The organism is Xanthomonas sp. NCPPB 3583 (genome assembly GCF_041475715.2).
GTDB classification, from domain to species: Bacteria; Pseudomonadota; Gammaproteobacteria; order Xanthomonadales; family Xanthomonadaceae; genus Xanthomonas; species Xanthomonas euvesicatoria.
Genome location: NZ_CM191263.1, coordinates 4,926,444 through 4,948,733 on the forward strand (window position 1 = coordinate 4,926,444; position 22,290 = coordinate 4,948,733).

The 22,290-nt window shown below is 66.2% G+C and carries 16 protein-coding genes, 1 other RNA gene and 2 pseudogenes; 8 read left to right on the forward strand and 11 right to left on the reverse strand.

The genetic code is table 11. The features are described 5' to 3' along the window. Positions 1-24 precede the first annotated feature (24 nt). From xopAJ to xopAV, 3 genes are all read left to right on the forward strand, one after another. Positions 25-1,377, forward strand: coding sequence for a zeta toxin family type III secretion system effector XopAJ/AvrRxo1 (gene xopAJ, locus ACCQ07_RS21070; protein WP_372363639.1), 1,353 nt, complete (start codon positions 25-27; stop codon positions 1,375-1,377). 17 nt (positions 1,378-1,394) lie between these two features. Next, entirely contained in the window at positions 1,395-1,691 is a 297-nt protein-coding gene (locus ACCQ07_RS21075) for a hypothetical protein (protein ID WP_071117661.1), read from the forward strand. A 249-nt stretch (positions 1,692-1,940) separates the two neighbouring features. Continuing rightward, on the forward strand, positions 1,941-2,639 hold the full coding sequence (gene xopAV / locus ACCQ07_RS21080) for a type III secretion system effector XopAV (protein WP_372363640.1): 699 nt from the start codon (positions 1,941-1,943) through the stop codon (positions 2,637-2,639). A 168-nt stretch (positions 2,640-2,807) separates the two neighbouring features. On the opposite strand, the gene ACCQ07_RS21085 is transcribed toward xopAV, so the two are convergent. The 3 genes from ACCQ07_RS21085 to ACCQ07_RS21095 all read right to left on the reverse strand — a co-directional run bounded on the left by ACCQ07_RS21085 (position 2,808) and on the right by ACCQ07_RS21095 (position 4,606). After that, positions 2,808-3,284, reverse strand: a complete 477-nt coding sequence (locus tag ACCQ07_RS21085; protein WP_031425210.1) for a nuclear transport factor 2 family protein — start codon at positions 3,282-3,284, stop codon at positions 2,808-2,810. Positions 3,285-3,347: 63 nt separating this feature from the next. After that, complete coding sequence (locus ACCQ07_RS21090) at positions 3,348-3,917, reverse strand: TetR/AcrR family transcriptional regulator (protein WP_011349171.1); 570 nt, start codon at positions 3,915-3,917, stop codon at positions 3,348-3,350. 116 nt (positions 3,918-4,033) lie between these two features. Further along, positions 4,034-4,606 (reverse strand): TetR/AcrR family transcriptional regulator, encoded by a 573-nt coding sequence (locus ACCQ07_RS21095; protein ID WP_218489457.1) that lies wholly within the window; start codon positions 4,604-4,606, stop codon positions 4,034-4,036. An 83-nt stretch (positions 4,607-4,689) separates the two neighbouring features. Here ACCQ07_RS21095 and ACCQ07_RS21100 point away from each other — a divergent pair, with 83 nt between their 5' ends. After that, the gene (locus ACCQ07_RS21100; protein WP_008571767.1) at positions 4,690-5,433 is read left to right on the forward strand and encodes a glucose 1-dehydrogenase; all 744 of its coding nucleotides are present in this window, start codon (positions 4,690-4,692) and stop codon (positions 5,431-5,433) included. A 364-nt stretch (positions 5,434-5,797) separates the two neighbouring features. Here the strand turns inward: ACCQ07_RS21100 and ACCQ07_RS21105 are convergent, their stop codons facing one another. Beyond that, on the reverse strand, positions 5,798-6,316 hold the full coding sequence (locus tag ACCQ07_RS21105) for a hypothetical protein (protein ID WP_029820574.1): 519 nt from the start codon (positions 6,314-6,316) through the stop codon (positions 5,798-5,800). 566 nt (positions 6,317-6,882) lie between these two features. Between ACCQ07_RS21105 and ACCQ07_RS21110 the strand changes: the two genes are divergently transcribed. From ACCQ07_RS21110 to ACCQ07_RS21125, 4 genes are all read left to right on the forward strand, one after another. Beyond that, complete coding sequence (locus ACCQ07_RS21110; RefSeq protein WP_122273446.1) at positions 6,883-7,215, forward strand: hypothetical protein; 333 nt, start codon at positions 6,883-6,885, stop codon at positions 7,213-7,215. Positions 7,216-7,276: 61 nt separating this feature from the next. Continuing rightward, positions 7,277-7,353: non-coding RNA, sX9 sRNA (locus ACCQ07_RS21115), on the forward strand. A 195-nt stretch (positions 7,354-7,548) separates the two neighbouring features. Beyond that, positions 7,549-9,474, forward strand: a complete 1,926-nt coding sequence (locus tag ACCQ07_RS21120; protein ID WP_372363641.1) for a M61 family metallopeptidase — start codon at positions 7,549-7,551, stop codon at positions 9,472-9,474. A 67-nt stretch (positions 9,475-9,541) separates the two neighbouring features. Continuing rightward, positions 9,542-9,721: a hypothetical protein gene (locus ACCQ07_RS21125; RefSeq protein WP_003482327.1), complete on the forward strand. Its 180-nt coding sequence runs from the start codon at positions 9,542-9,544 to the stop codon at positions 9,719-9,721. 102 nt (positions 9,722-9,823) lie between these two features. On the opposite strand, the gene xopQ is transcribed toward ACCQ07_RS21125, so the two are convergent. From xopQ to recC, 7 genes and pseudogenes are all read right to left on the reverse strand, one after another. After that, positions 9,824-11,218 carry a type III secretion system effector XopQ gene (gene xopQ / locus ACCQ07_RS21130; RefSeq protein WP_218556535.1) on the reverse strand — a complete coding sequence of 465 codons (1,395 nt, stop codon included), beginning with the start codon at positions 11,216-11,218 and terminating at the stop codon, positions 9,824-9,826. A gap of 357 nt (positions 11,219-11,575) precedes the next feature. After that, positions 11,576-11,866 (reverse strand): HigA family addiction module antitoxin, encoded by a 291-nt coding sequence (locus tag ACCQ07_RS21135; RefSeq protein ID WP_372363643.1) that lies wholly within the window; start codon positions 11,864-11,866, stop codon positions 11,576-11,578. Between the two features lie 62 nt (positions 11,867-11,928). Further along, positions 11,929-12,166 (reverse strand): annotated as a pseudogene (locus ACCQ07_RS21140) (type II toxin-antitoxin system RelE/ParE family toxin). 54 nt (positions 12,167-12,220) lie between these two features. Next, positions 12,221-12,526, reverse strand: coding sequence for an ATP-binding domain-containing protein (locus tag ACCQ07_RS21145; protein ID WP_372163425.1), 306 nt, complete (start codon positions 12,524-12,526; stop codon positions 12,221-12,223). 212 nt (positions 12,527-12,738) lie between these two features. After that, positions 12,739-14,596: pseudogene (locus ACCQ07_RS21150) on the reverse strand (AAA family ATPase); the annotation flags it as partial. Between the two features lie 202 nt (positions 14,597-14,798). After that, positions 14,799-18,851 (reverse strand): exodeoxyribonuclease V subunit beta, encoded by a 4,053-nt coding sequence (gene recB / locus ACCQ07_RS21155; RefSeq protein WP_372363644.1) that lies wholly within the window; start codon positions 18,849-18,851, stop codon positions 14,799-14,801. Then, positions 18,848-22,252: an exodeoxyribonuclease V subunit gamma gene (gene recC / locus ACCQ07_RS21160; RefSeq protein WP_109290563.1), complete on the reverse strand. Its 3,405-nt coding sequence runs from the start codon at positions 22,250-22,252 to the stop codon at positions 18,848-18,850. Before recC ends, recB begins: the two co-directional genes overlap by 4 nt. Positions 22,253-22,290: the final 38 nt, after the last annotated feature.

Consider the following 22,290-nt stretch of genomic DNA (forward strand, 5'->3'; position numbering starts at 1 on the left):
GTTCGTTTGCTGCTCATGTAGTTCGTGGGTGTGCGAGTCGCGGTTCGAATCGCGACTAATGTTGCAGAGTCAGTCGGACTGTATTTTCTTGGACTCTGGACATTTTTTAACATGAAAGACAAGATAGGCATTGCTGGCACAGCCGGGCTTTTTACTTCTCATGTTCCTTTCGATGACGCAGAATCCAAAGGCGTCCAAGCTGAGTCATCACAAGCGGCGCCGGAGTATAAATTCCAGACCCAGCTTGATAATTTGCCGGCTAGACCCCCTAGTTCGAAGAGCAGTAACACCACTCATGCTTATGTTCATGCATCGCCGCCGCATTCGGTGCCGATCGCAGGTACATCGACCGCCGCGGTGACACATCAACAGGCTACTCAGCTTAAAGGCACCGATGAGTTATATGGTTTGGGCAACCTCCCATCTTCTGGTCCGGGGCGATGGGAGTATCTGGCGAATCCGGAGAACTGGCATCCGGAGCGCCGTAAGTTGCACGAAAAGCTATTAGATGAAGCACGATCTTCGGCCTTGACCCTGGCAGAATCTCTTGAGCGCGATGGCTGCCAACCGACATTGTTTGCGTTGCGCGGAAACACTGCCACGGGTAAGACGCGGATAGCCACAAAAAAAATTCCAGCTCTCGCCGCAGCTCTGGAGAAGACAGGTGGGAAAGGTTGCATCAATCCAGATGTATTCAAGAGTTCGCTTGCGAAGTCGGAGGCCGGCGCCAAGATATTTAGCTCGGCGCAAGTTCATAACGAATCATGTTTTCTTGCTGACCATTTTGAAGACGGGCTTCGCTCTCAAAGGACGGGCAGCGGTGCAATCGCTAGCATTGTTGTCGACAAGCGCTTGGCAAGGGCGTACGAAATCGACAGCTATATAGAACTAGCCAAAGAAACAGGTCGAAAAGTTGAATTGTGCGATATCGATGCACCCCTTGAGAATTCTTTGACGGGAGTTTTGCAACGGAAACCTGAAGGTGAAGATCCTAGGCCTCCTTACCCTGTAGTCTCAAGTGGATTTGTGGCCGTACGAAGCAATAGACTGGGTGTGATAGACAGGTTCATCGCCGATCCGGGCTTGGGAAACTATCGACTATTCGGAACAGCCGAGGATGGTAAGAAGGTCATGGTTGCTAGCGTCATGGGCGGTGAGTTGAGTGTAGAGGATGCTGATTTATATGAAAAGATAACGTCCCCGCAGGCCTCGGTCACCGGTGATTTGGCTGATAAGATAATCGACAATGAATTGATTGATCGTCTGACAAATAATATAGATGATCCCGAGCGCGCGGCGAATACGCGAGCCGCGCTGGAAAAATATAACGGCAAGTCATGGTCGGCCGCGCTAGCTGCTCATAGCGAGCTAATTTGATTGACAGGAAAATAGCGATGAAGACTTTGAAAGGCGCAGAGGCGCTCGAACTCCATAAGAAGCTTAAGGAACGCAATGAAGCCTTACATGCTTCCGATATCGCGTCAGCATTAGTACGCGCCGATGCCGTCGGCAAGGAACGGTTTGATCTCGAGGAACTGGAAAAACTTTGCGATACCAGTAGTGCGGGGCGCCTTACTGATGTGAAAGAGCGCCGCGACATATATGAGCGGATGTACTACGTCGAGTATCCTAAAATTATGACGTTAAAAGAATTTGCTCGTATCGTTGAGACACTTTCCTCTTGGTCATGACAGCCAGGCTGGTGCATTTACAATGATGGTTTTGTATCTATCGATAGCTTAGCTGGCTCAGTCTGAGTCCTCGGCGCAAGCTAGGTAGGTTCAAGTGTGTAAACCAGGAAACTGGGTCAGGTTGAATTCTAAATGGACCTGATTCTGTTCTTGCGACTTCGTCGAAAGCGCGTGCGTTTCGGCGCGCGATGAGGCGCGGCGATGTTTCGATGAGAAAATTGGCCTCGACCATCCATGGTGAGGTGTCTCATGCATCCCGCAGTGTTACCGTCCTTGTCGCCGATGGCGAGAAGAGAAGAGATCGATCTGGAAAGAGGTCGTGCCGAGATCGAACTCGGCGCCACAGAGCCGCGACATGCCGATGCACGGATAGATGCACAGTTGCAAGGCCTACCACAACAGCCGGTGCGCAGAGCGTCGACCAGAACGACGGGGCAACGGATTGCCGGCCACGTTTCGACCGTCGCCGGCATCGGCGCCGCTCTCACTGGTATCGCTTCGATTCCTCCACCCATGGTCGCATTCATGGGCTATATCAGCGAGAAAGACCAACTTGCAAAGTACAGCGGAATTGCCGCGCTGGCCGGTGTTGCCACTACCTGCGCGCTCAGTGCCGTCCAGCGCCTGGCACACGCTTATGCGTATGGAAACAACATCAGTTCCAGGGCCCGCGCAATGGGAATGACAGACGGCTGCATGAACCGCGCGGTCGACATAGTCACGATGCCCGGGGAGCACGATCGCGCCGCGCATCCGATGAACGAGCATGAGACCCAGCTGCTCGCCGACGATCTGCTGCGGTTGGCGACGTGGGAGCCTTCCAGATTGGAGCCGGGCCTGTGGGAGGCGGCCAGCGGCGTTGGCGATGACGCGGACGCGCTGGTCGATCGCCTGCTTGCCTTTAGAAGGTCGGTGACGGCAGCCGCCACAGCGTCGTCCTCCGAATAAGGTACAACTACGGAAACGGGGCGGAAACGGAGTCAGGTTTACTTTCTGAGTGAACTTGACCCTGTTTCCTTGCCACCTCCCCTGCATGCCAATGACGCAGCCGGGGCCAGACAAAAGCCCCCGTGCAGAAGCACCGCCGAGGGCTTGCATCTCAGTCGCCTAGAACCTCTACATACCCAGATCAGACAGCCCCGGATGATCGTCCGGGCGACGGCCCAGCGGCCAGTGGAACTTGCGGTCGCTTTCCTTGATCGGCATGTCGTTGATGCACGAGAAGCGGCGCTCCATCAGGCCATCGGCGCCGAATTCCCAGTTCTCGTTGCCGTAGGAGCGGAACCAGTTGCCTGAATCGTCGCGCCATTCGTAGGCGTAGCGCACGGCAATACGGTTTTCGGTAACGGCCCACAGTTCCTTGATCAGGCGGTACTCAAGCTCCTTGTTCCATTTGCGCGCAAGAAACTGCCGCGCTTCTTCCCGACCGTTGGTGAACTCGGTACGGTTTCGCCATTGGGTGTCGAGCGAATAGGCAAGCGACACTTTGTCGGCATCGCGGGAATTCCAACCGTCTTCGGCGAGTCGTACCTTTTCGATCGCCGATTCGCGGGTGAAGGGGGGAAGCGGCGGGCGAGCGTGAGCGTTGGACATGGCACAGCCTCCAATCAAAGTGGATACATCGGTGTTTTGAGCTTGCGACGGAGCGTCAGGCCGCTAGCCGGTGGCCTGCTTTAGCAACAACTGCGCGATATCCCTTGCGGTGTCTGCGGCGTCTTCGTCACCCATCACGCGCGAGACGGTGATTGCGCCTTCCATGAGAAGCAGCAGCTGGCGCGCCAGTGCGGCCGGCTGCGTAATACCCAGTTGCCCGGTCAGTTCCAGCGTGTAGTCGAGCAACTTCTGTTTGTGATGCTTGGCGATCTTGCGAATTGGATCGTCGGGGTCCCCGACCTCGCCTGCGGTGTTGATGAACGCACAGCCGCGGTAACCGGCAGACTGGAACCATTCCTTGAGCACCGTGAACATGCGCAGGATGCGCGCCTCGGGGCTGTCGGCCTTGTCGCATTCGCGCCTGAACCACTCGAGCCAACGGACGTCGCGCGCGCTCAGTGCAGCGGCGGCCACCTCGTCCTTGTTGTCGAAGTGGCGGTAGATGCTTTTCCGCGCCACGCCTGAGGTCTTCACCAGCAGGTCCATGCCGGTGGCATGGATGCCGTGCTGATAGATCAGCGCCTCAGCCGTTGCCAGGATCTTCTGTTGGGTGTCGTTGGTTGGCTTGTCCACGGCGCCAAGGTAGAACGATCGTTCTCCCTTGTCAACGATCGCGCGTGCGTAGGTTCCGAGCCCTCACCACCCGACACGAACGATCGGGCAATCCGGACGTCATCGTGTCAGCCGCCTCATGCAGCCGACGCCGCCCTTGGCGCTGCAATGCCGTCGACGAACAGCCCGATCAGATGCGCGATGCGCGTCTTCGGCGAGCCATGCTGTTCGGTGGCCAGCGAGGTGGCGATGGCGACGACGACGAGATCGTCGAAGCAGACATCGCAGCGGACGACGCCGCTGTTCTGCGCGCTACGCAAACGTTGCTGCCCTTCCTTGCTGACGGCCTCGCACCCTGGCGTGCCGCTCTGCAGCACGGCGCCGAGCGACGCAGCCAGGCCACGATAGACACTGGTGTGCAGTGCCAGATCCTCCAGATACGCGCGCAGCGCGGTCAGCGCGTCGAGCGAACTGGCGCGCGCGTGACTGGCGTTCGCCAGCGACAGGAAGCGCCCGCTATAGGCCGCGGCAAACAATGACTCGCGTGTGGGGAAGCGCCGATACAGCGTGCCGATGCCCACACCGGCGCGCTTGGCGACGTCTTCCATCGACGCCTCGGCGCCGCGCTCCAGGAATACCTCCTCGGCCGCGGCAAGCAGGCGCTCGCGGTTTCGCTGGGCATCGGCGCGCAAGGGAGTGTCGGCGGTCAACGGGCTCTTCCGGCGTGACTTGTGGAAGTGGAGGCTACCTCCATATAATAAGTGGAGCAATCCTCCACTTACTGGGAAACACCATGGGCAAGCGATTCGAAGGCAAGGTGGTCGTGGTCACTGGCGGTACGGACGGCATCGGGCTGGTGACCGCGCAGGCGTTTTCGGCCGAAGGCGCGCAGGTCTACGTCACGGGGCGGCGGCAGGACCGGTTGGACGCTGCGGTGGCGGAGATCGGCGGCGGCGCGGTGGGCGTGCAGGGCGATGTCGGCGTGCCCGAGGACATGGACCGGCTCTATGCGCGCATCCAGCAGGAGCACGGCCGGCTGGATGTCGTCTTTGCCAACGCGGGGGTTTCCGAGTCGGCCGCGCTTGGCGAGATCGACGTTGCGCACCTGGAACGCCTGCTGGCGACCAACATCAAGGGCACGGTCTTCACCGTGCAGAAGGCGCTGCCACTGATGGCCAGCGGCGGCGCCGTGATCCTGGCCGGCTCTGTGGCTGGCAGCAAGGGCATTGGCGCGCTCTCGGTCTACAGCGCCACGAAGGCAGCCATCCGCTCGTTCGCGCGCACCTGGACGAGCGACCTGAAAAGCCGCGGCATCCGCGTGAATGTGGTGTCGCCCGGCATGGTCCACACACCGGCCATGCAGACCTACCTGGAAGCCAATGCAGGGGCCGAGGACGCGTTCAAGCAGATGATTCCGTTCGGGCGTCTGGGCGACGCCGAAGAGATTGCCGAGGCGGTACTGTTCCTGGCCTCGGACGCGTCCAGCTTCATCGCGGGGCACGAGTTATTTATCGATGGCGGAGTCATGGCGATTTAGGCCGCTGCCAGAGCGCTGCGATCCGCCAGGGTGACCGCGCGCTCGATCGCCCGCAGGTGGCGGTTGTCGCCATGTTTGCTGGAAACGCGGCCGGGGTTACTTTTTCGGTGGCCTTGTCCAATGGTTGCCGCCGATCAGGGGGTACTCCGGCATCCCGTCGCCACGCCGTGTCGCCTTGCGCACTGGCCATGCGTCGCGACACCGAGAACCGATCGATCTGCTCCAGCGTGGCGCCGAACCTGCAGCGCGCTATTGGGTGAAGCCTGAGCGCGGTTTTTCCGGTTTGCTGCCTGTGTCATGTCGAGCACTCCAGCCGCCCAACGAACGGTCGTCGTAAGCGCCTGGAATGCATGCCAACGGTCGATCACGACGCCGAACGCGCCACCGTGCAGTGCTGAGCCACGCACACGATGGCAGTGATTGTGCCGCCTGCGCCCGCAGACCCCGCGTCGCTCACAGTGCCGCCAAGGCGTTGCATGAGCGCCACCATCGGGGCCAGGTTGTCGCCCCCATTGTTGGTCCAGGTACCCGAAAGTTCGCTGGCTTGCTTCGGAATCGATTGGCCCGCTGCGGTTCTTTCGCTACCGGGTTCGGATTTTCCGTTGGCCTGATTCACATCAACGATCACGCCGACATATGAGCCGTCCTTGAAGACAACTCTGAAAAGCAAGTTTGCCCGATGCGGGTTGGCCCGCGACGCCGTGGTCCCGGAGCCTGTGACCTGTTGTATCAGCGAGCTGCTGCCCGTGGCAGATTCAACCATGGCCCTGAGATTTGCGTCGGTGACGTAATCGTATGCGCTTTTCTCGCGTGCATGAGAATTCAATCCCAGCATCTCGATCGGGATATTGTAAATAGGTCGAATGGTGCCCCCATCGATCACGTGAAACGTGTGCGCGTTGGCGAGCTCTTGAGTCGCTCCAGCGGATGGCGTCTGCTGCTGCACGATTGGCGTCGGTGGAGCTTTCACCGCTGCGGGCACTGTGTCGCCGTCTGATCCAACGTACCACTGTTGAACCAGGTTATCTTTTACGTTGTAGACGATGTGGGTGCCAGGTCCGCTGCGCACCGCTTCAGCACGAAAATCGCTGTCTACTCGGCAAGTGTCGCACCGGATTGCGACGGCCTGGGCCCAGGCCGAGACAACGGCACATCCTGTCGCCAGCACAGCGCTCCATATGTGCTTCACGATATCTCCGTAATTTTTTGCGAAGGCAGTTCAAACAGCCTATTTGAGGGGGTCTTTTGTCGCAACAGGTTCGCATGTGACGCGTTTTCGCACTTGGCAGAAGGTGCGGGAGCAGAGGCAGAATTGACGTAGGACAAGAGTCGGGTCGACTTCTTCCAACCTCATCGGTGCTCGCATTCGAGGCCTGGGCGAATACCCCTTGACCTCCCATACATCCCCCACCCGCCATCCTCGCTGCAGCCTCAACTGGAGAACGCACGATGATGAAGTGGATGGGCACCGCGCTGGCCGCGGCATTGTTGATGAGCGGTTGCGCCAAGGTGGAAGGCGAGAAGTTCGTTGGGCATTGGGTCAACCTGCAGTCGCAGGACGAGACGATGGACATCGAGCGCAATGGCGAGACCTTCATGGTGCGCAGCACCACACCGAAGTTCTTCAGCCGCCAGCCCAAGACCGAAAGCTACCCGGCGGTGTACAAGAACGGCGCATTGCAGGTCACCAACGATGGCGAGACGGTGAACTTCGCCATCGACGAGAGCAACGGCCATCTCAATACCGGTGGTGAGCAATACGAGCGCGTACCGGCCAAATAAGAGCAGCTGACAGAACGACTGCGCAACCGCCAGGCGGGGGCGGTCGGTGCTCGGAATCGGCATGTACCACGCATACACTGCGGTTCTGAGCGCGCCGTCCGCGCCCGCCTGACGGCTGCTGCCTACGTTTTGTTAGCCGCTCTAAGGCCGCAGCTGTCACCGGCGCCCGCGTGCAGCCCTTGACGGCCGCACGCGGGCGTTCGGCATCTGGGCATGTATGCGTCTCTTGATGCGGATGCATGCGCCGAAGCGAGCTGGAGCAGCGCGCTGTTTTCGAGATGGCTGCATGCTGTTGCAGGCGTATAGGATCACGGCCTTGTTCGAGGCCGTGCAATGCGCATCCATTCAAGACACATTCCCTATTCCCGCTTTGCGCGTGCGTCGGTCTTGGCGGTGGTGCTCGCACTGTTGGCAGGCCAAGGGTTCGCGCAATCCAGTCACGGCCCGACATACGTTGCCCCGACGCCGACGGTTGCGCCGCCGGTAGACCACGCCTTTGCCGGGGTGATGCGCGTGGACGTGGATGCCACCGACGTAGCGCGCCGCATCTTCGCTGTGCGCCAGCAGATACCGGTAGACGCGAGCGGCGCAATAACGCTGCTGTATCCACGTTGGGAGGCCGCCAGCCACGGGCCGAGCCTGACGGTGACCGATCTTGCCGGCCTGGAGGTCAGTGCAGCGGGCCGCCGCCTGGCATGGCGGCGCGATGCCTATGAGCCGCATGCCTTCCACGTGCAGGTGCCGGCCGGCGTGCAGCAGCTCGATGTGCGGTTCCAGATGGTGGCCGGCGGCGAGTTGCTGACACGCGACATCGTGTCTGTGCCCTGGCAGCGGTTGGTGCTGTATCCGGCCGGTTGGTATGCGCGGAACATTCCCGTGGCCGCCATGTTGACGCTGCCCGACGGGCTGCGACCGTTCAGTGCCTTGGACGTGGAGCGCGTGCGCGGCACGCACTACGCCTTCAAGACGACATCGCTGGAAACGCTGCTGGATGCGCCGGTGCTCGCCGGCCGATACGCCGCGCAGCTGCCGCTGAGCGGGGCGGTGTCGCTGGATATCGTGGCGCAGCGGCCCGCCGACCTGCAGGTGCCGCCCGCACGTGTGGCCGAACTACGTTCGCTGCTTGCGCAGCTGGGCGTGGTGTTCGGTCCGCCACCGTTTGCACGCTACGCCATCCTGGCGCGGCTGAGCGACGAGGGGTCGGCTGGCGGCACCGAGCATCGTGCGTCCAGCGAGAACGGTTTGGCCTCGTCGCATTTCCAGGACTGGCCGGGCCAGATCCTCTCGCGCGACCTGATTGCGCACGAAATCGTGCATGCCTGGAACGGCTTTTACCGGACGCCTGCCGATTTATGGGCACCGACGCCGAACATGCCGGTCTCCGGAAGCCTGTTGTGGATGTACGAGGGACAGACCGAGTTCTGGGGCCGCGTGCTGGCGACACGGGCCGGCCAGTTCACGCCCGATGAGGTGCGCGACCGCCTGGCGCTGGAAGCAGCGGAGATCGCAACGCGGCCCGGGCGGGCATGGCGCTCCTTATCCGACGACGTGCACTACCCGGCTTTCATGTTGCGCCAGCCGGTGGCGTGGCGCGACTGGCAGCGCCGGCGCGATTACTACTCCGAAGGCGTGATGCTGTGGCTGGCCGTGGATGCCGAACTGCGCACGCGCAGCGGCGGCAAGCGCAGCATCGACGATTTCGCGCAGCGCTTTTTCGCCGGCGCCACGCCGCACGCGCCCACGCGGACCTATACGTTCGAGGACATCTGCGCCACGTTGCATGCGGTGGCGCCAGCGAACTGGGCAGGTTTCCTGCGCGGGTGGATCGATGCCCACGACGAACTGGACACCACGCGCGGACTGGCCCAACACGGTTGGGCGCTGGTCTACACCGACACGCCAACGGCCGCGTTGCGTGCCAGCGAAGCGGAAGCTGGCGTTGCCGATCTCACCTACTCGATCGGATTGACGGTACGCGCCGACGGCATGGTGCGCACGGTGGCCTGGAACGGCCCCGCGTTCGCGGCCGGGCTGCGGCCGGGCACGCGCGTGTTGACCGTCAATAGATCGCCGTTCGAGCAGGACGCGTTGCGCGATGCGGTGCGCGACTCCATTCGCCGCCCCATCGTGTTGGGCATCGCACAGGACGAGCAGCGTGCAGACGTGCAGATCCAGTACACCGGACCACTACGCTACCCACGGCTGGAGCGGCTGGCCGGGCGGCCCGACACCCTGGCCAAGCTGCTTGCGCCACGCTGAGGCGATGGGCGCCGGCTGCCGCCACCGATTGTCGCGTCTTCCACTGCGCCAGACCCTCTGCCCTTCCATGGCGCACAAGCCTTACAGTGCGCTGGCACGCCGGGTCCGGCGCTGCCCGACCGTTCAATCCAGCAACCACGAGGGTGTCATGAGCAAGGGGATGGACCAGAAGAAGAACCAGAAGAAAGAGCCGACCAAGACGCTGAAAGAAAAGCGCGCGGCCAAGCAGGAAAAGAGGGGCAAGTAAGCCGCCCGGCCTGTTGGCAGGCGGACGAACTGGAGGGGAAGCCCAACCTCGCGCTTCGCGGATGACGCCCGACGGCGCCACTCCGCGAAAGCTGCCGAGCGCTCAGCGCCCGTGTTGCCCCTCGTCCTGCTGGGCGAGCGCGGCCTTGGCCAGCGCCGACAGCAACAGCCTGGCTTTTTCCGGACGCACAACCTCGGCGTGGCCCACGTGCTCCACCGGGCTGGCTCCCTCGCGGTGCATGGGGGTTGGCTGGAACAGCAGGCGCGCGGCGCCGGGCAGCGCTGCCAGCAGGGTCAGCGGATCGTAGAGATTGAGCTTGGTCACCTGTGGCCAGATGGCGTCGAAGCTCAGGGCGCCTTGCTGATCCGCTGCCGCTGGATCCTGCGGTTGTGCTGCGACGAACGTACGGAAGAACCACGCCGTATCCAGGCCGGGGATCAGGTTGGCCTGGATGCCTTCCCACAGGCCTTTCAAGGCGTTTTTCTGCACATCGCGCAGATACTCGCCCACGGGGTGGCCATTGCGTGCGATGCCTTCGTAGAACGCCGGCGGTACGGCGGCCCTGTAGGCAGCTTCCTTGCTCAGGATGCGCAGCGGAATGCCGAGTTGCTGCGCGCGGCGGTAGAGCGCACGGGCGGCGTGGATGTCGGTGGCGTTGTTGTAGGCGCGCGTGTCCGGTTGCACGAGACCATCGGCGTCCCTGGCCGGGTCGATGCCCCCCATGATGGTGATGGACGCGACCTTTTCCCGCACCAGATCGCCCGCCTCCGCAAGCAAGGCGCTGGCGTCGGTCATTCCGGCGATGACCACCATGCCGAGCTTGTGGGGCGAGGTCGCCAGACGCTCGCGCATCGCGCGGACGCCATCGGTGTGCACCGCGTCCGGCGCCGCACGCAGCGCGGCTCCCTCGGCGAGGAACTTGGAATGCTCCCGGGCCTGCGTGGACGTCATGGGATAGTCCTGACCGCGCGCGACGCGAACCTCCGGCAATGCCAGGCGATCGAAGACACCTTTGGCCAGCTGCGCGCGTTGCGATCGCATGTCGGCATCGCCCAGGGTGACGACGACGTCGGTCAGACGCAAAAAGCCTTCGGCCTGCAGCTGCTTGGCGATGGTGTAGGTCACGACATCGTCGGGGTCCTTGTTCGGGTCGGTGAACAGCAGCGTGTCGAGCGGCAACGGCGGCCGGTGCAGACGCAGCTCCCGCAGCACGGCCGTCTCGGTGGGCGTCAGCACGGACGTGTCGGCCACGCCCAGCTCGGCCAGCATGCCGCGCTGGGCAGGCGTCAATCGCGCGGGCAAGCTCTGCGTGCGGCGGTGCCGTGGTCCGTCCGGGCGGGGAGGACGGCCAACGATGGTCTGCAAGGCGCCCGGCGGCGGCGCGGCCGCGTCTGCGGCGGAATGTCCCGGCACGGCGACGGGTGGAGGATCGCGTAGGTCAGCCGTCATGTCTGCGCCGGGCAAGCCGACGGTGGAACGGATTGCGGTGGGCTGCATGGGAGGACCTCTGGCAGTGAACGGCGGTGCTGGCAGCCCCCGTCGGCAACACGACAGAATCGGTGCTCTCGCTCATGCATGCGCAAGGCTGCACGAAACTGTCGCCTGTTCGCGCTCACGCGTGCCACCGTGGGCCGCGGCAATGGCGTGCGGCGCGATCACGCGATCCTGCGGACGGCCAGGCTCGCAACGTTACCCACCTCCAGCGCAGCGCCAGGGCGGCGTGGTGAATTCCTGTGTGCGGCGACGAAGCGTCACCGGCCGGCACGCCGCCGCATCAGCCCAACCCGACGCCGGTGTTGGCGAGCAGCGCATGCGCTATGCCGACTTAGCAGCATGTGCTGGAAGCCGCCCGGATCATGCCGCCAGCCGCTTGATCCGCGCCGGCAAGTCGCCCAGCGCGCGATGCGCCTGCTCCAGTTCGTCGTCGGCCTGCAGGCCAAGCCAGACGCGCTCGGAGGTTCCCAACGCGGCGGCCAGACGCACGGCAGTGTCGGCAGTGATGCCGCGCTTGCCCAGCACGATTTCGTTGATACCGCGCGGCGGGACGCCGGTGGCGCGTGCCAGTGCGTTCTGACTGATGCCCAGAGGCTCGAGAAACTCCTCAAGCAGAATTTCGCCAGGGTGGATATTGGGTAGGACCGTCATCGACAGATGCCTCCTGCTCAGTGGTAATCGACGATTTCGACCTGGACCACATCGCCTTCCATCTATCGGAAGCAGATGCGCCATTGATCGTTGATCCGGATGCTGTACTGGCCGGGCCGCTCGCCCTTCGACGCTTCCAGCCGGTTGGCGGGCGGAATCCGCAGATTGTCGAGATGCGCGGCGGCATTGAGCATGCGCAACGTGCGGCGCGCGACCAATTGGATGTCGGCAGGCAATCGGCGGGAACGCTCACCCAGCCCAGATCTTTTCGGCTTCCTTGTCGGTAAAGCGCCTGATCATGTGACCAATGTGCAGTCGGCCATTGCGGGACAGCGCCGGCACCGACTGGATTGATCAGAACAGCGCACCTTGCACAGGTGCACTGGGCGGCGGTTGTGGAAGCGGCGCTGGCGTGGGTGCTGGAACCGGCGGTGGCTTGTCGTCTTTTGCACCCAACCGCCACGCCAAGCCCGAGATCCGTGCGGCGTGGCGTGCCAGCGCGGCGCGCATGACCGCTTCGCTGCCGGCCAGGTGCAGGGCGCGGCGGGCGCGGGTGATGCCGGTGTAGAGCAGTTCGCGGCTGAGTACGCGGGCGTCGCGGGTGGGCAGTTGCAGCCAGACCTCGTCGAATTCGCTGCCCTGGGCCTTGTGCACGGTCATGGCGAAGGCGCTTTCGTGCGCGGGCAGGGCGGCGGGATGGAAGCCGCGCACCTGGCCGTCGCCGTCGCCTTCGAACCAGGCGACCAAGGGGCCTTGGGCAGGGCGGTCGGTGGCGGGGGCGTCATGGCGTGCGCTGTCGCCAGCGTGGCCCGGCCTTGACGACGGTGCCGCGTGGCCGCGCGCGGTCACGGCACTTGCGTCGCCCTGCCCGGGGGAAGGGCCCGCGTCGCTGCGCAGGCAGATACCGACATCGCCATTGAACAGGCCGTGGCGATAGCTGTTTTCGGTGATCAGCAGCAGGCGGCCCTGGAACCAGGGCGAGGCGCCGCCCAGACGGCGGGCGCCGGAGCCGGTGTCGGCGAGCAGTTGTTCGATGCGGGCGTTGAGGCCGCGTGCGCCTTGCGGGCCGGCACGCACCGCGGTGAGCAGGCGCAGACGGCCGGCATCGCGCAGGGCGGCGGCGGGGTCCTGGGCGTTGGCCAGCGCGCGCCAGTGCGCGAGCAGCGCGTCGCGGCCGAGTACCAACGGATCTTCGCCGTCTTCGTGGAAGTGCACGCCGGGCAGTTCGCCGCTGCGCAGCAGGGCCAGGGCGGTGTCGGCATCGCCGGCGCGGATGGCGTCGGCCAGTGGCGCCAGTGCGAAATCCTGCGCCTGGCGATAGCCGCGCAGCAGGTGCACGCGGTGGCCGTCCAGGCCGCCGCTGCGGGTGGCGGAGGTGACCGCAGGCGGACGCTCGACGGGCGCGCTGCCGAGCAGCGATTGCAGTGCCTGGGCGTCTTCGGGCTGCAGGGCATCGCCCGGGCCGGCGGCCTGCAGGATGGCGGCCAGCACGTCGCCGGCTTCCACCGAAGGCAGCTGGTCGGCATCGCCAAGCAGGATCAGCTGGGTGCCATCGGCGACGGCGTCGACCAGTTTGCACATCAGCGGCAGGTCGACCATGGAGGCTTCGTCGACGACGATCAGGTCGAACGGCAGCGGGTTGTCGGCGTTGTGGTGGAAGTGCGGGGAATCCGGGATGACGCCGAGCAGACGATGCAGGGTACTGGCGCCGCTGGGCAGCAGCGCTTCCCAGCTGGGCGGCCCGCCCTGCTCTGAGGCGGCATGCGTCTGCAGTTCCAATCCGGCGCCGGTGGACGCGGGCGCGGCGGCGTTGGTCGGATGCGTGGACGTGATGAGGCCGGCGCTTGCCGATGGTGCGGGGAGCGAGCCGGCGGCCGGGAGCTGGATGCCGTCGGCGATGGCACGCGCGATGGCGGCGCGCAGGCTTTCGGCCATGCGCTCGGCGGCGCGGCCGGTGGGCGCGGCCAGGGCGATGCGTGGGGCCGGCGTGCTGGATGCCCGTGCCTGGGCGATGCGCAGCAACAGCAGGCGGGCGATGGTGGTGGTCTTGCCGGTGCCCGGGCCGCCGGTGACCAGCAGTAACGCGCGGCGTAGCGCGAGTGCGGCGGCCTGGGCCTGGCGGTCCGGGGGGTGGGATGGCGTGGGGGGGGTTGTTCCCTCTTGGTAGTGGATTGGCGCGGGCAGGCCCGTACCCTCACCCGCCCGTCGGGCACCCTCTCCCGGGGGGAGAGGGGTTGGCTCCGCGGTGCGAGGGGTTGGGATCGCGTTCGGGAACAACTGCGCGAACAGCGGCGCCAGCGTGGCGGCGTCGACCGGCGGCAGCGGTTGCGCGGCGATGCGTTGCAGGCCCAGGGCCAGGCGGCGTTCGTACTCGCGGTAGCGGCGCAGGTAGAGCAAGCCGCGTTCGAGGACGAGCGGGCAATCGGCGGCGGCCGGGGCGTCGGGCTGCGGTTGGTCGACCCAGCGCGAGGCAGCCAGGCTGCGTTGCCAGTCGGCGGGGTCCGGGAAGGTGGGCGCCGGGCCGTCGCGCGCGTCCAGCAACATGGCGGCGCGGGCGGGGTCCAGGCCGGCGTGGCCGCTGGTGACCGCCAGCGAGGCGAGCGCGGCGCCGGCCAGCACCCGTGGGTCGGTGTCAGGCTCCAGGCGTTGCAGGCTTTGCGCGAAGGCCAGATCCAGGGTGCGCAGGGCGCCGCTCTGGTTGAGGGCGGCGAGCAGGTTTGGATGGGTCATGGCGTCGGCATTCCCTTGGCGCACGCGCGCTCGCGCCCCGTCATGCTCCGCGCACCTGTGCTGGCATGCGTGGCGCTGGCTTGCTTTGCGGGCGCGCAGCAGCATTGGCGCCCGTGGCTCGCGGGCGGTGCCTGCTCGGCGCGATCACGGAGAGGCTTGGACGCGGTGCGGGTCGGCCATGCCAGTGGCGTGGTGCGTTGCTTCATGGTGTGGGGGTCCCTGCTGCGGACGTACCCTCGCCCCAACCCCTCTCCCGGGGGGAGAAGGGCTCGAGGCCGTTGCGGGAACCTTGCGCTGGCGCGTCATTGGACAGCGCATCTACGGGCTTGCCGGCGAACAAGGCGTCCACGGCCAGCACCAGCGCCGGTTCGAAGCGCCAGGCGTGGATGCCCGGTGCCGGATCGCCAAGCGGCGCGCGCGCATCGCCGGTGGTGGTGGCGCCGGCGTTCGGAGCGGAATCGGGTCTGTCGCCCGTGGAATCGCGCGCGGTTGCGAACATGCGCTGGCCCGCGATGGAATGGCCAGGGGTTTCGGCAACGGCTTCCGACCCGGCAGCCTCCGCAGGGCGCCCGGCATCCAGGCCGCGACAGAACAGATAGCGCACGCCGCCGAAGTCGCGGGCGTAGTCGTAGGCCTCGCCCAGGCGAAAGCGCAACCAGCGGTGCAGCGCCACGGTGTAGATCAGCGCCTGCAGTTCGTACTCGCTGTGCGCCATGGCCCGCGCCAGGGCGTCGGCATCGTAGCTGGGCAGGCGGTTGGATTTGTAGTCCAGCACATACCAGCGCCCGTCCACGCTGTAGGTGAGGTCGATCAGGCCGGTCATCAGGCCTTCCAGGCGCTGGCGCGCGCCGAAGGCCTGGCGGTCGCCGACCACGCCAAACCGATGCAGCAGGGCCAGCAACGCATCGACGCGAGTGGGCCGCATGGCGAAATGGAATTCCATTTCGTTGCGGCGCTGCGGTTCGGGCACGTCGGCCAGGCGGGTGCCTTCGGGCAAGGCCACGGTGAGCGTGTGGCCGATCAGCGCGGTGAGCATGCGCAGGCCGTCGTCGAGGTCGTCCTGGGCGTAACCGCCGCGTTGCAGGGCCTGGAGGATGGGTGCGGCCTGGCCGTCGGGGGCGGGTTGTCCCGGCCGCCAGGCCTGCCAGGCGGCGAAGTCGCAACGTTCGAACACATCGTGCATCACCACGCCGAAGCGGTTGCCGGCAAAGCGCGGATCGAACGGTTCGGCGTCGCTGGCAACGGCCACGGCAACCGCTTCGCTGCCGGACGGTTCATCGCTGCCGCCGCTGCCGACGACGGTGGCGCTGGCCATCGGGTCGGTGGCCGCGCCGGCATCGGCGTTGGCCAGTTGGGTGAAGCTATACACCCACCATTCCGGGGCGATGTGCCGTTGCACGCTGCGCGCGGGCGGCACCTGCGCCTCGCTCGGCGCCGGCAGCCGCGGCAAGTGGGCCGGCGGCGTGCTGGTGTCCACCACCACGGTGCCCTCGCCTGCCGCGCCCTGCAGCGCATCGAGCGCACGCAGCATGGCCGACAACGCAGTGCGTTCGTGCTGATGGAACGGGCCGCTGGCGATCCACAGCGCGTGCTCGGCGCGGGTCAGGCCGACATACAGCAGGCGCGCGTCTTCGGCACGTTGTTCCTGTTTCCAGGCGGCTTCGGCGGCGCTCCAGCTCGGGTCGTCCTTGTCTGTCTTCCAATGCAGCTGACGGCCGAGCTCCGGCGCATGCACCACGCAATGGCGGCCGGCGCCCTTGTCGCTGCGGCCGATGCCGATATACGGCAGGAACACCAGCGGATATTCCAGGCCCTTGCTCTTGTGCAGGGTGACGATCTGCACGCGGCGCGCGTCCGATTCCAGCCGCAACTGCTGGGCTTCGTCGTTGTCGTCGGCATTGGCGATGCGCCGCGACAGCCAGTCGACCAGGCCATGCGGTCCGAGTGCGCGCGCGTCGGCTTCCTGCAGCAGTTCGGCCAGTTGCAGATAGTTGGTGAGGCGGCGTTCGCCATCGACCAGGGCAAGCAGGCGTTGCCCGTGGGTGGCGCCGAGTTCGCCGATCAGGGCGAGCGGGCCGCCGCGCTGCCAGCGTTCGCGCCAGTCCAGCGCCTGTTGCTGCCAGTGGCGGTGACGCTCGCCGTCGCGTTCAAGTGCGGCGATGGCGATGGCGTCTTCGCCGATCAACACCGTGGCCAAGGCGGCGCGCAGGCGGCTGTCGTCGCCCGGATCGAGCAAGGCCTGCAGCAAGGCGAGCACTTCCAGCGCCTGTTCGGTGGCGAACAGACTTTGCTTGCCGGCGGCCACCGCCGGAATGCCCACCGCGCCGAGCGCCTGCTGGATGCGCGTGGCCTCGCCGTGGCTGCGCACCAGCACGGCGATATCGCCGGCCTGCACCGGGCGGCCGCACACCGTGGCCGTGCCGTCGCGGCCGCCGGCCAACCAGCCGCGGATCGCTGCAACGCAGGCGGCGGTGGCCAGCTCGCGTGCGCGGCCGGCGCTCCAGGGCTTGGGCTTACCTTTCGCAGGCGGCGGCGGTTCCGGCGCGCGCCACAACGTCAGTGCCGGCGCAGTGACGCCATTGCGTTGCAGGTCTTCATCCACGCGCTTGGTCCCTGCCCGCACCGGGTGGAAGGCGATGCCGTCGGTGAGGAAGGCATCGGCGTAGCCGGCCTGTGCGTACAGCGCGTCGATGGCTGCCAGCACGCCGGGGCGCGAGCGGAAGTTGTGGCTCAGCGGCGGCGCCAGTTCGGCGGTGACGGCCGCGGCCAGATAGGTGCGCACATCGCCGCCACGGAAGCCGTAGATGGCCTGCTTGGGGTCGCCGATCAGAAACAGCGCCGGTTCCAGCCCTGCTGCTCGTGCGAGCCGGCCTTCGCCGAACACGTTGGAAAAGATCGACCACTGGCGGTCGTCGGTGTCCTGGAATTCGTCCACCAGCGCGATGGCGTATTGCGTGCGCAGGCGTTTGACCAAGGCGTCGGCCTGCGCGCCCTGCAATGCGTGCGCCACCCCATCGACCAGGTCGTCGTAGGTCTGCACGCGGCGTTGCCGCTTGAGCAGCGCCAGCCGTGCGATGGCATCGTCGCGCAGCGCGTGCAGCAATGCGATACGGCGACGGCTGCGCCATTCTTCCACGCGCGCCAGCGCAGTGAGATAGCCATCGATCTGGTGGCTCATCGGCGAAGACGGCGTGCGATCGACGAACTTCTTGTTGGTGCCGGCAGCCAGTTCCGCCGCGGTCAACTTGAGCAACTTGGCATGCGGCGCGGTGTTGAGCGCAGGCGCAGCGGCGAAGGTTTCGAACCAGTGCCACAGCGATGCCAGCCACTCGGGTTTGTAGCTGACCTTGCTCAGGATGCCGCCCTCGATGGCCGCCATGATGGCGTCGAAGAATGCGGTGCCGTGCGTCTGGAATGCGGCGGCCAGTGCGTTGGCTGCCGCGTGCGCGGCCTGCAGCAAGGCAGGTGCATCGTCGGTGATTGTGGCGACTGCTGGCAACAGCGTCGGGTGCCGCACCAGCGCGCGCAGATCGCTGGCCAAGGCCTCGGGGCCGCCCGACCACAGGGCGATGAGATCTTCGGCCATCACCGCATCGGCGGCGCGCTGCCGCCACAGATCGGCCGCCACTTCGCCAAGCAATTGGCGATCGTTGGCGAGCAGTTCCGGCGCGGCGAACGCCTGGCCGCTTTCCAGTGCGTGTTCGCGCAGCACGCGCGCGCAAAAGCCGTGGATGGTGAACACCGCAGCCAGATCGATTTCTTCCACCGCCTGCTGCAGGCGGCGACGCAAGGCGACGGGCGTTTCGCTGCCGCCGCCCAGATGGGTGGCGAGGATGGCGCGGGTGAGTAACACGTCGGGCGCTTCATGGAGGAGCGGCCCTGGCTGCGACGGGGCATCGGCGAGGTCGGTCGCGCCCAGGGCCGCTCCTGCAGAAGCCGATGGGGCGTCGGGCGACTGGATTGCGGACGACTCGGTCGCGGCCGAAGCCGCTCCTGCGAGAGGCGATGGCGCCTCGGGAACCAGGCTTGCGGCCAGCACCAGGCGTTCGCGAATGCGGCGGCGCAGCTCCTGCGTGGCCGCTTCGGTGAAGGTCACCGCAAGGATCTGGCCGATGCGCAAGCCACGCTCGACCACCAGCCGGGTGAACAACGTGGCCAGCGTAAAGGTCTTGCCGGTGCCGGCGCTGGCCTCGATCAGGCGCACGCCGTTCAGCGGCAACTGCAGATACGGGTCGGTGACGGGGCTGACGCTCATTCGCCATCCTCCTGCGCGCCGTGCCAGTGTCGCCAGCTGTCGATCACGCGCTCGGTCTCGAGCGGCGCGCCGGTGTTTCCCTGTTCGAGCAATGCATACACCCGATGGCTGGTGGCGGCGAACTCGGCGAAGCGTTGCGCGTCGGCAAACGGGTCGCGGCCGCGGGTGACCAGGCGCAGTTCCGGGCTGTGCGATTCGCTCCAGCCGAAGCCCGATTGCCACTGCCCGGCCGCCTCCTTGATGGCCTTGTCCAGGTCGCCGCCGCGTGCGGCCTGGTGATATTTCCAGCTGCTGTACGGCGCGAACGCCAGCGGCATCTGTAAGCCCTGGCGATACAGCTGCAGCAGCTCGGCCAACGCGGTGCGCGCCTGTGTCTGCGACAGCGGCTGCGCGTCGATGGGATGCGGGCCCAGGCCGTCGTCGTGTTCGAAGAAACGCACGTACGGCGCGTGCTCACCGGCGGCGCGCAGCAGCAGCCATTCCAGGCCGTGGCGAATGGCGCTACGGCCGCTGAGCGCGCCGACCTGCACGCGCCCCACGCCGCTTGCGTACCAGCCCGGCACACGACCGTGCAGTTCGATCTCGTCAATCTGCACCTGCAGCCGGCGCGACTGGGCCGGGGATTCGCCACGCCACTGCCGGAACGCATCGGCATACGGGCGCAATTGCGCCACGCGCTCGTCGAGCTGGCGCCGCCCCAGCGGGCCGGATGGCAGCAGCGCGCGGGCACGCAGACGCGCGTACAGGTGCTCGGTGTCGCCGGCCAACGCAGCGTCGAATATCTGCTGCTGCAACCCGTATTGATCCAGCCCACGCGTGGGGGCGAGCAACGGCTCCAGATCGGCGTCCTCTCCGGCCGGATCGGGCAGGCGCATGCCCAATCGATGACGCAGGAACTGCCCGGCCGGGTCGGTCAACAGGCGGCGCAGCGCGTCGATGGACATGCTGGCCGGCAAGGCGATCCCTTCGGCCGGCAATGCACCGGCCACCCACGGCGCCAGCGGTTGCCGCTGGCCGACCAGGCTGTCCACCGCCGGCCGCCACTGCCGGCGATAACTGAAACGGCGCGGGTCGGCACCGTCGTCGCCCAGCGCGCCGAACGCGGCAGCGGCGAAGGGTTGCAACGGGTGTCGCACCACTAGCGTGTCGAGCGCGTTGCTGGCGGCGTGGTACTGCGCAGCGCTTGCCAGTAATTCGCTGACCAGCACCGACGGCTCGCGCACGCTGCCATCGCGCGCATCGGCGCCGAGATAGCTCAGATAAAACACGTCCTGCGCGGAAGCGAACAACTGCAGGAACAAAAAGCGGTCGTCCTCGCGCGTGGAGCGGTCGCCGTGCCGGCGACGCTCGGTGCCCAGTTCCGCGGTGAGGCGATTGAGCCCGGCGGCCGGGTCGCGCCGCGGGAAGTCGCCATCGTTCATGCCGAGCAGGCAGATCACGCGGAACGGCAGCAAGCGCATCGGCACCATGCGCCCGAAACTGATGCCGCCGGTAAGCAGCGGCGCGCGCGTATCCGATTCGCCCAGCACCGCCGCAAAATGCGCACGCACTACCTCGGCAGGCACCTTGCCGGCGTACTCGGCGCGTATCGCGTCGCGGGCGAATTGATCGATCAACGCGCGCAAGCGATCCAGCGCGCGTTGCGCGCGCGGCGCAGTCGGCGTGGTCGGAATCAATGCCTCGAGCAGGCCCAGCAGCCGCTCGCGCCACTCGACCGGTGTCATCGCCTCGGCCAGCGCGGCTTGATGCCGTTCGAGCACGCGCAACAACCGCAACAAGGTGTCCAGTGCGGCCAGCGCGCTGCCTTCCAGCTGCGGCCACGGCGCCACCCCATCGATGTCCTCGTCGGCGCCGCTGGCATGGCCGAGCAGCAGCCGGTCCAGCGCGAAACGCCAGGTGTAGGCATCGTCGCCCGGTGCCTGGTGCTGCCGCCGGTGCGCTGCGTCCAGGCCCCAACGCGCGCCGGCCGCGTGCAGCCAGCTGCGCAGGCGTTCCAGCCCGGCTTCGTCCAACCCGGCCGCTTCGGCGATCGGCGCGCTGGCCAGCAGGTCGAGGATCTCATGCAGCCCGAAACGCGCGATCGGCAAACCGAGCAAGGTGAGGAACACCTCGGCCAGCGGCTCGCTCGCCAACGGGCTGGCATCGGCCAGCGCATAGGGCAGCGCGTCGTCGTTGCCATGGCTGCCGAACACCGCATCCAGATACGGCACGTACGGGTCGATATTGGGCGACAGCACCGCGATCTCGCGCGGCTGCAGGGGCGGGTCGAAGCGTGCATCGTCCAGCAGCGCACGCAGTTGGTCGTGCAACACCTGCAACTCGCGCAGCCGCGTGTGGCAGGCATGCACCTGCAGGCTGGGGTCGTGCAGATTCACCGCCGGCAATACCGCGTGCGCCGCAGGCGCGCGGCGATGGAACAGATCGCTCTGCATGCGCCGCAACAGGCTGTCGCCCAACCCGCCATCGGCCAGCGTGCGGCGGCCGGAATCGAGCGGGTCGGCGTAGGCGGCGATTTCGGCCAGCGGGTGCACCACTTCGTAATCGCCCACCAACGCCATGAAATCGCGCCCGGCTGCGCCCCAGGCCTGCAGCAACGGGTTTTCCTGTACCTGCTCGGCGAACAGTTGCACGGCGCCGTCTTCGCGCCGGCGTTGCCACAAGGTCTGCAGGTCGCCCCAGTAGCCTTGCGTCGGCGTGGGCAGATAGAAGTGCAGCGTGCCCACGCGCGCCTGCGTGGCCAGCACGCGCAGGACGTCCGGCGAGATGTTCAAGATGGCGAATGCGAACACGCGCGGCGGCAGGCCTTGCGGCAACGGGCCGTCGGCACGCGCATGGCGATCCAGATACTGGCCGATGCGCCGGGCGCGGTATTGCCGGCCGGTGGCGATGCTGCGCCACAACCGTGCCTGCGGGTCGTCCGGGTCGGCGCCTGCTTCCCAGCGCAGCAACCAGTCGCGGCGCCATGCCTGGTATTTCTCGAACACGCTGGCCAGCTCGCCGGCCAGCGCCCATGGCTTGAGCGCATCGCCATCGGACAGGTATCCGGCCAGCGGGGCCAGGGCCGCGTCGCTGCCCAGGTCCGACTGCAGGGCCGCATACAACCGCCACTGCGTGGTGGCCATGTCCAGGTCGTCGTCGGCCGCGCCGAGGTTGCGCTCCAGCGCGCGCGCGACGAATTCGCCGGGCGTGAGAAATTCCAGATTCGCCGCAACACCGTGCTCGGCCGCAAGCGTGGACTGCAACCAGCGCCGCATCGCCACCTGCGGAATCAGCACCACCTCCGGCTGCAGCAACGGCTGCCCCGGCATCGGCCGGCGCAACTCCTGCGCGAGCAAGGCGGCCAGGGTATCCAGCGCATTGGATGGATAAAGACGGAAATCGGGCGCGGAAGTGGCGTGCATGCGTGGCGCATTGTGCCGGATGCGCGCGTGAGGCGTTG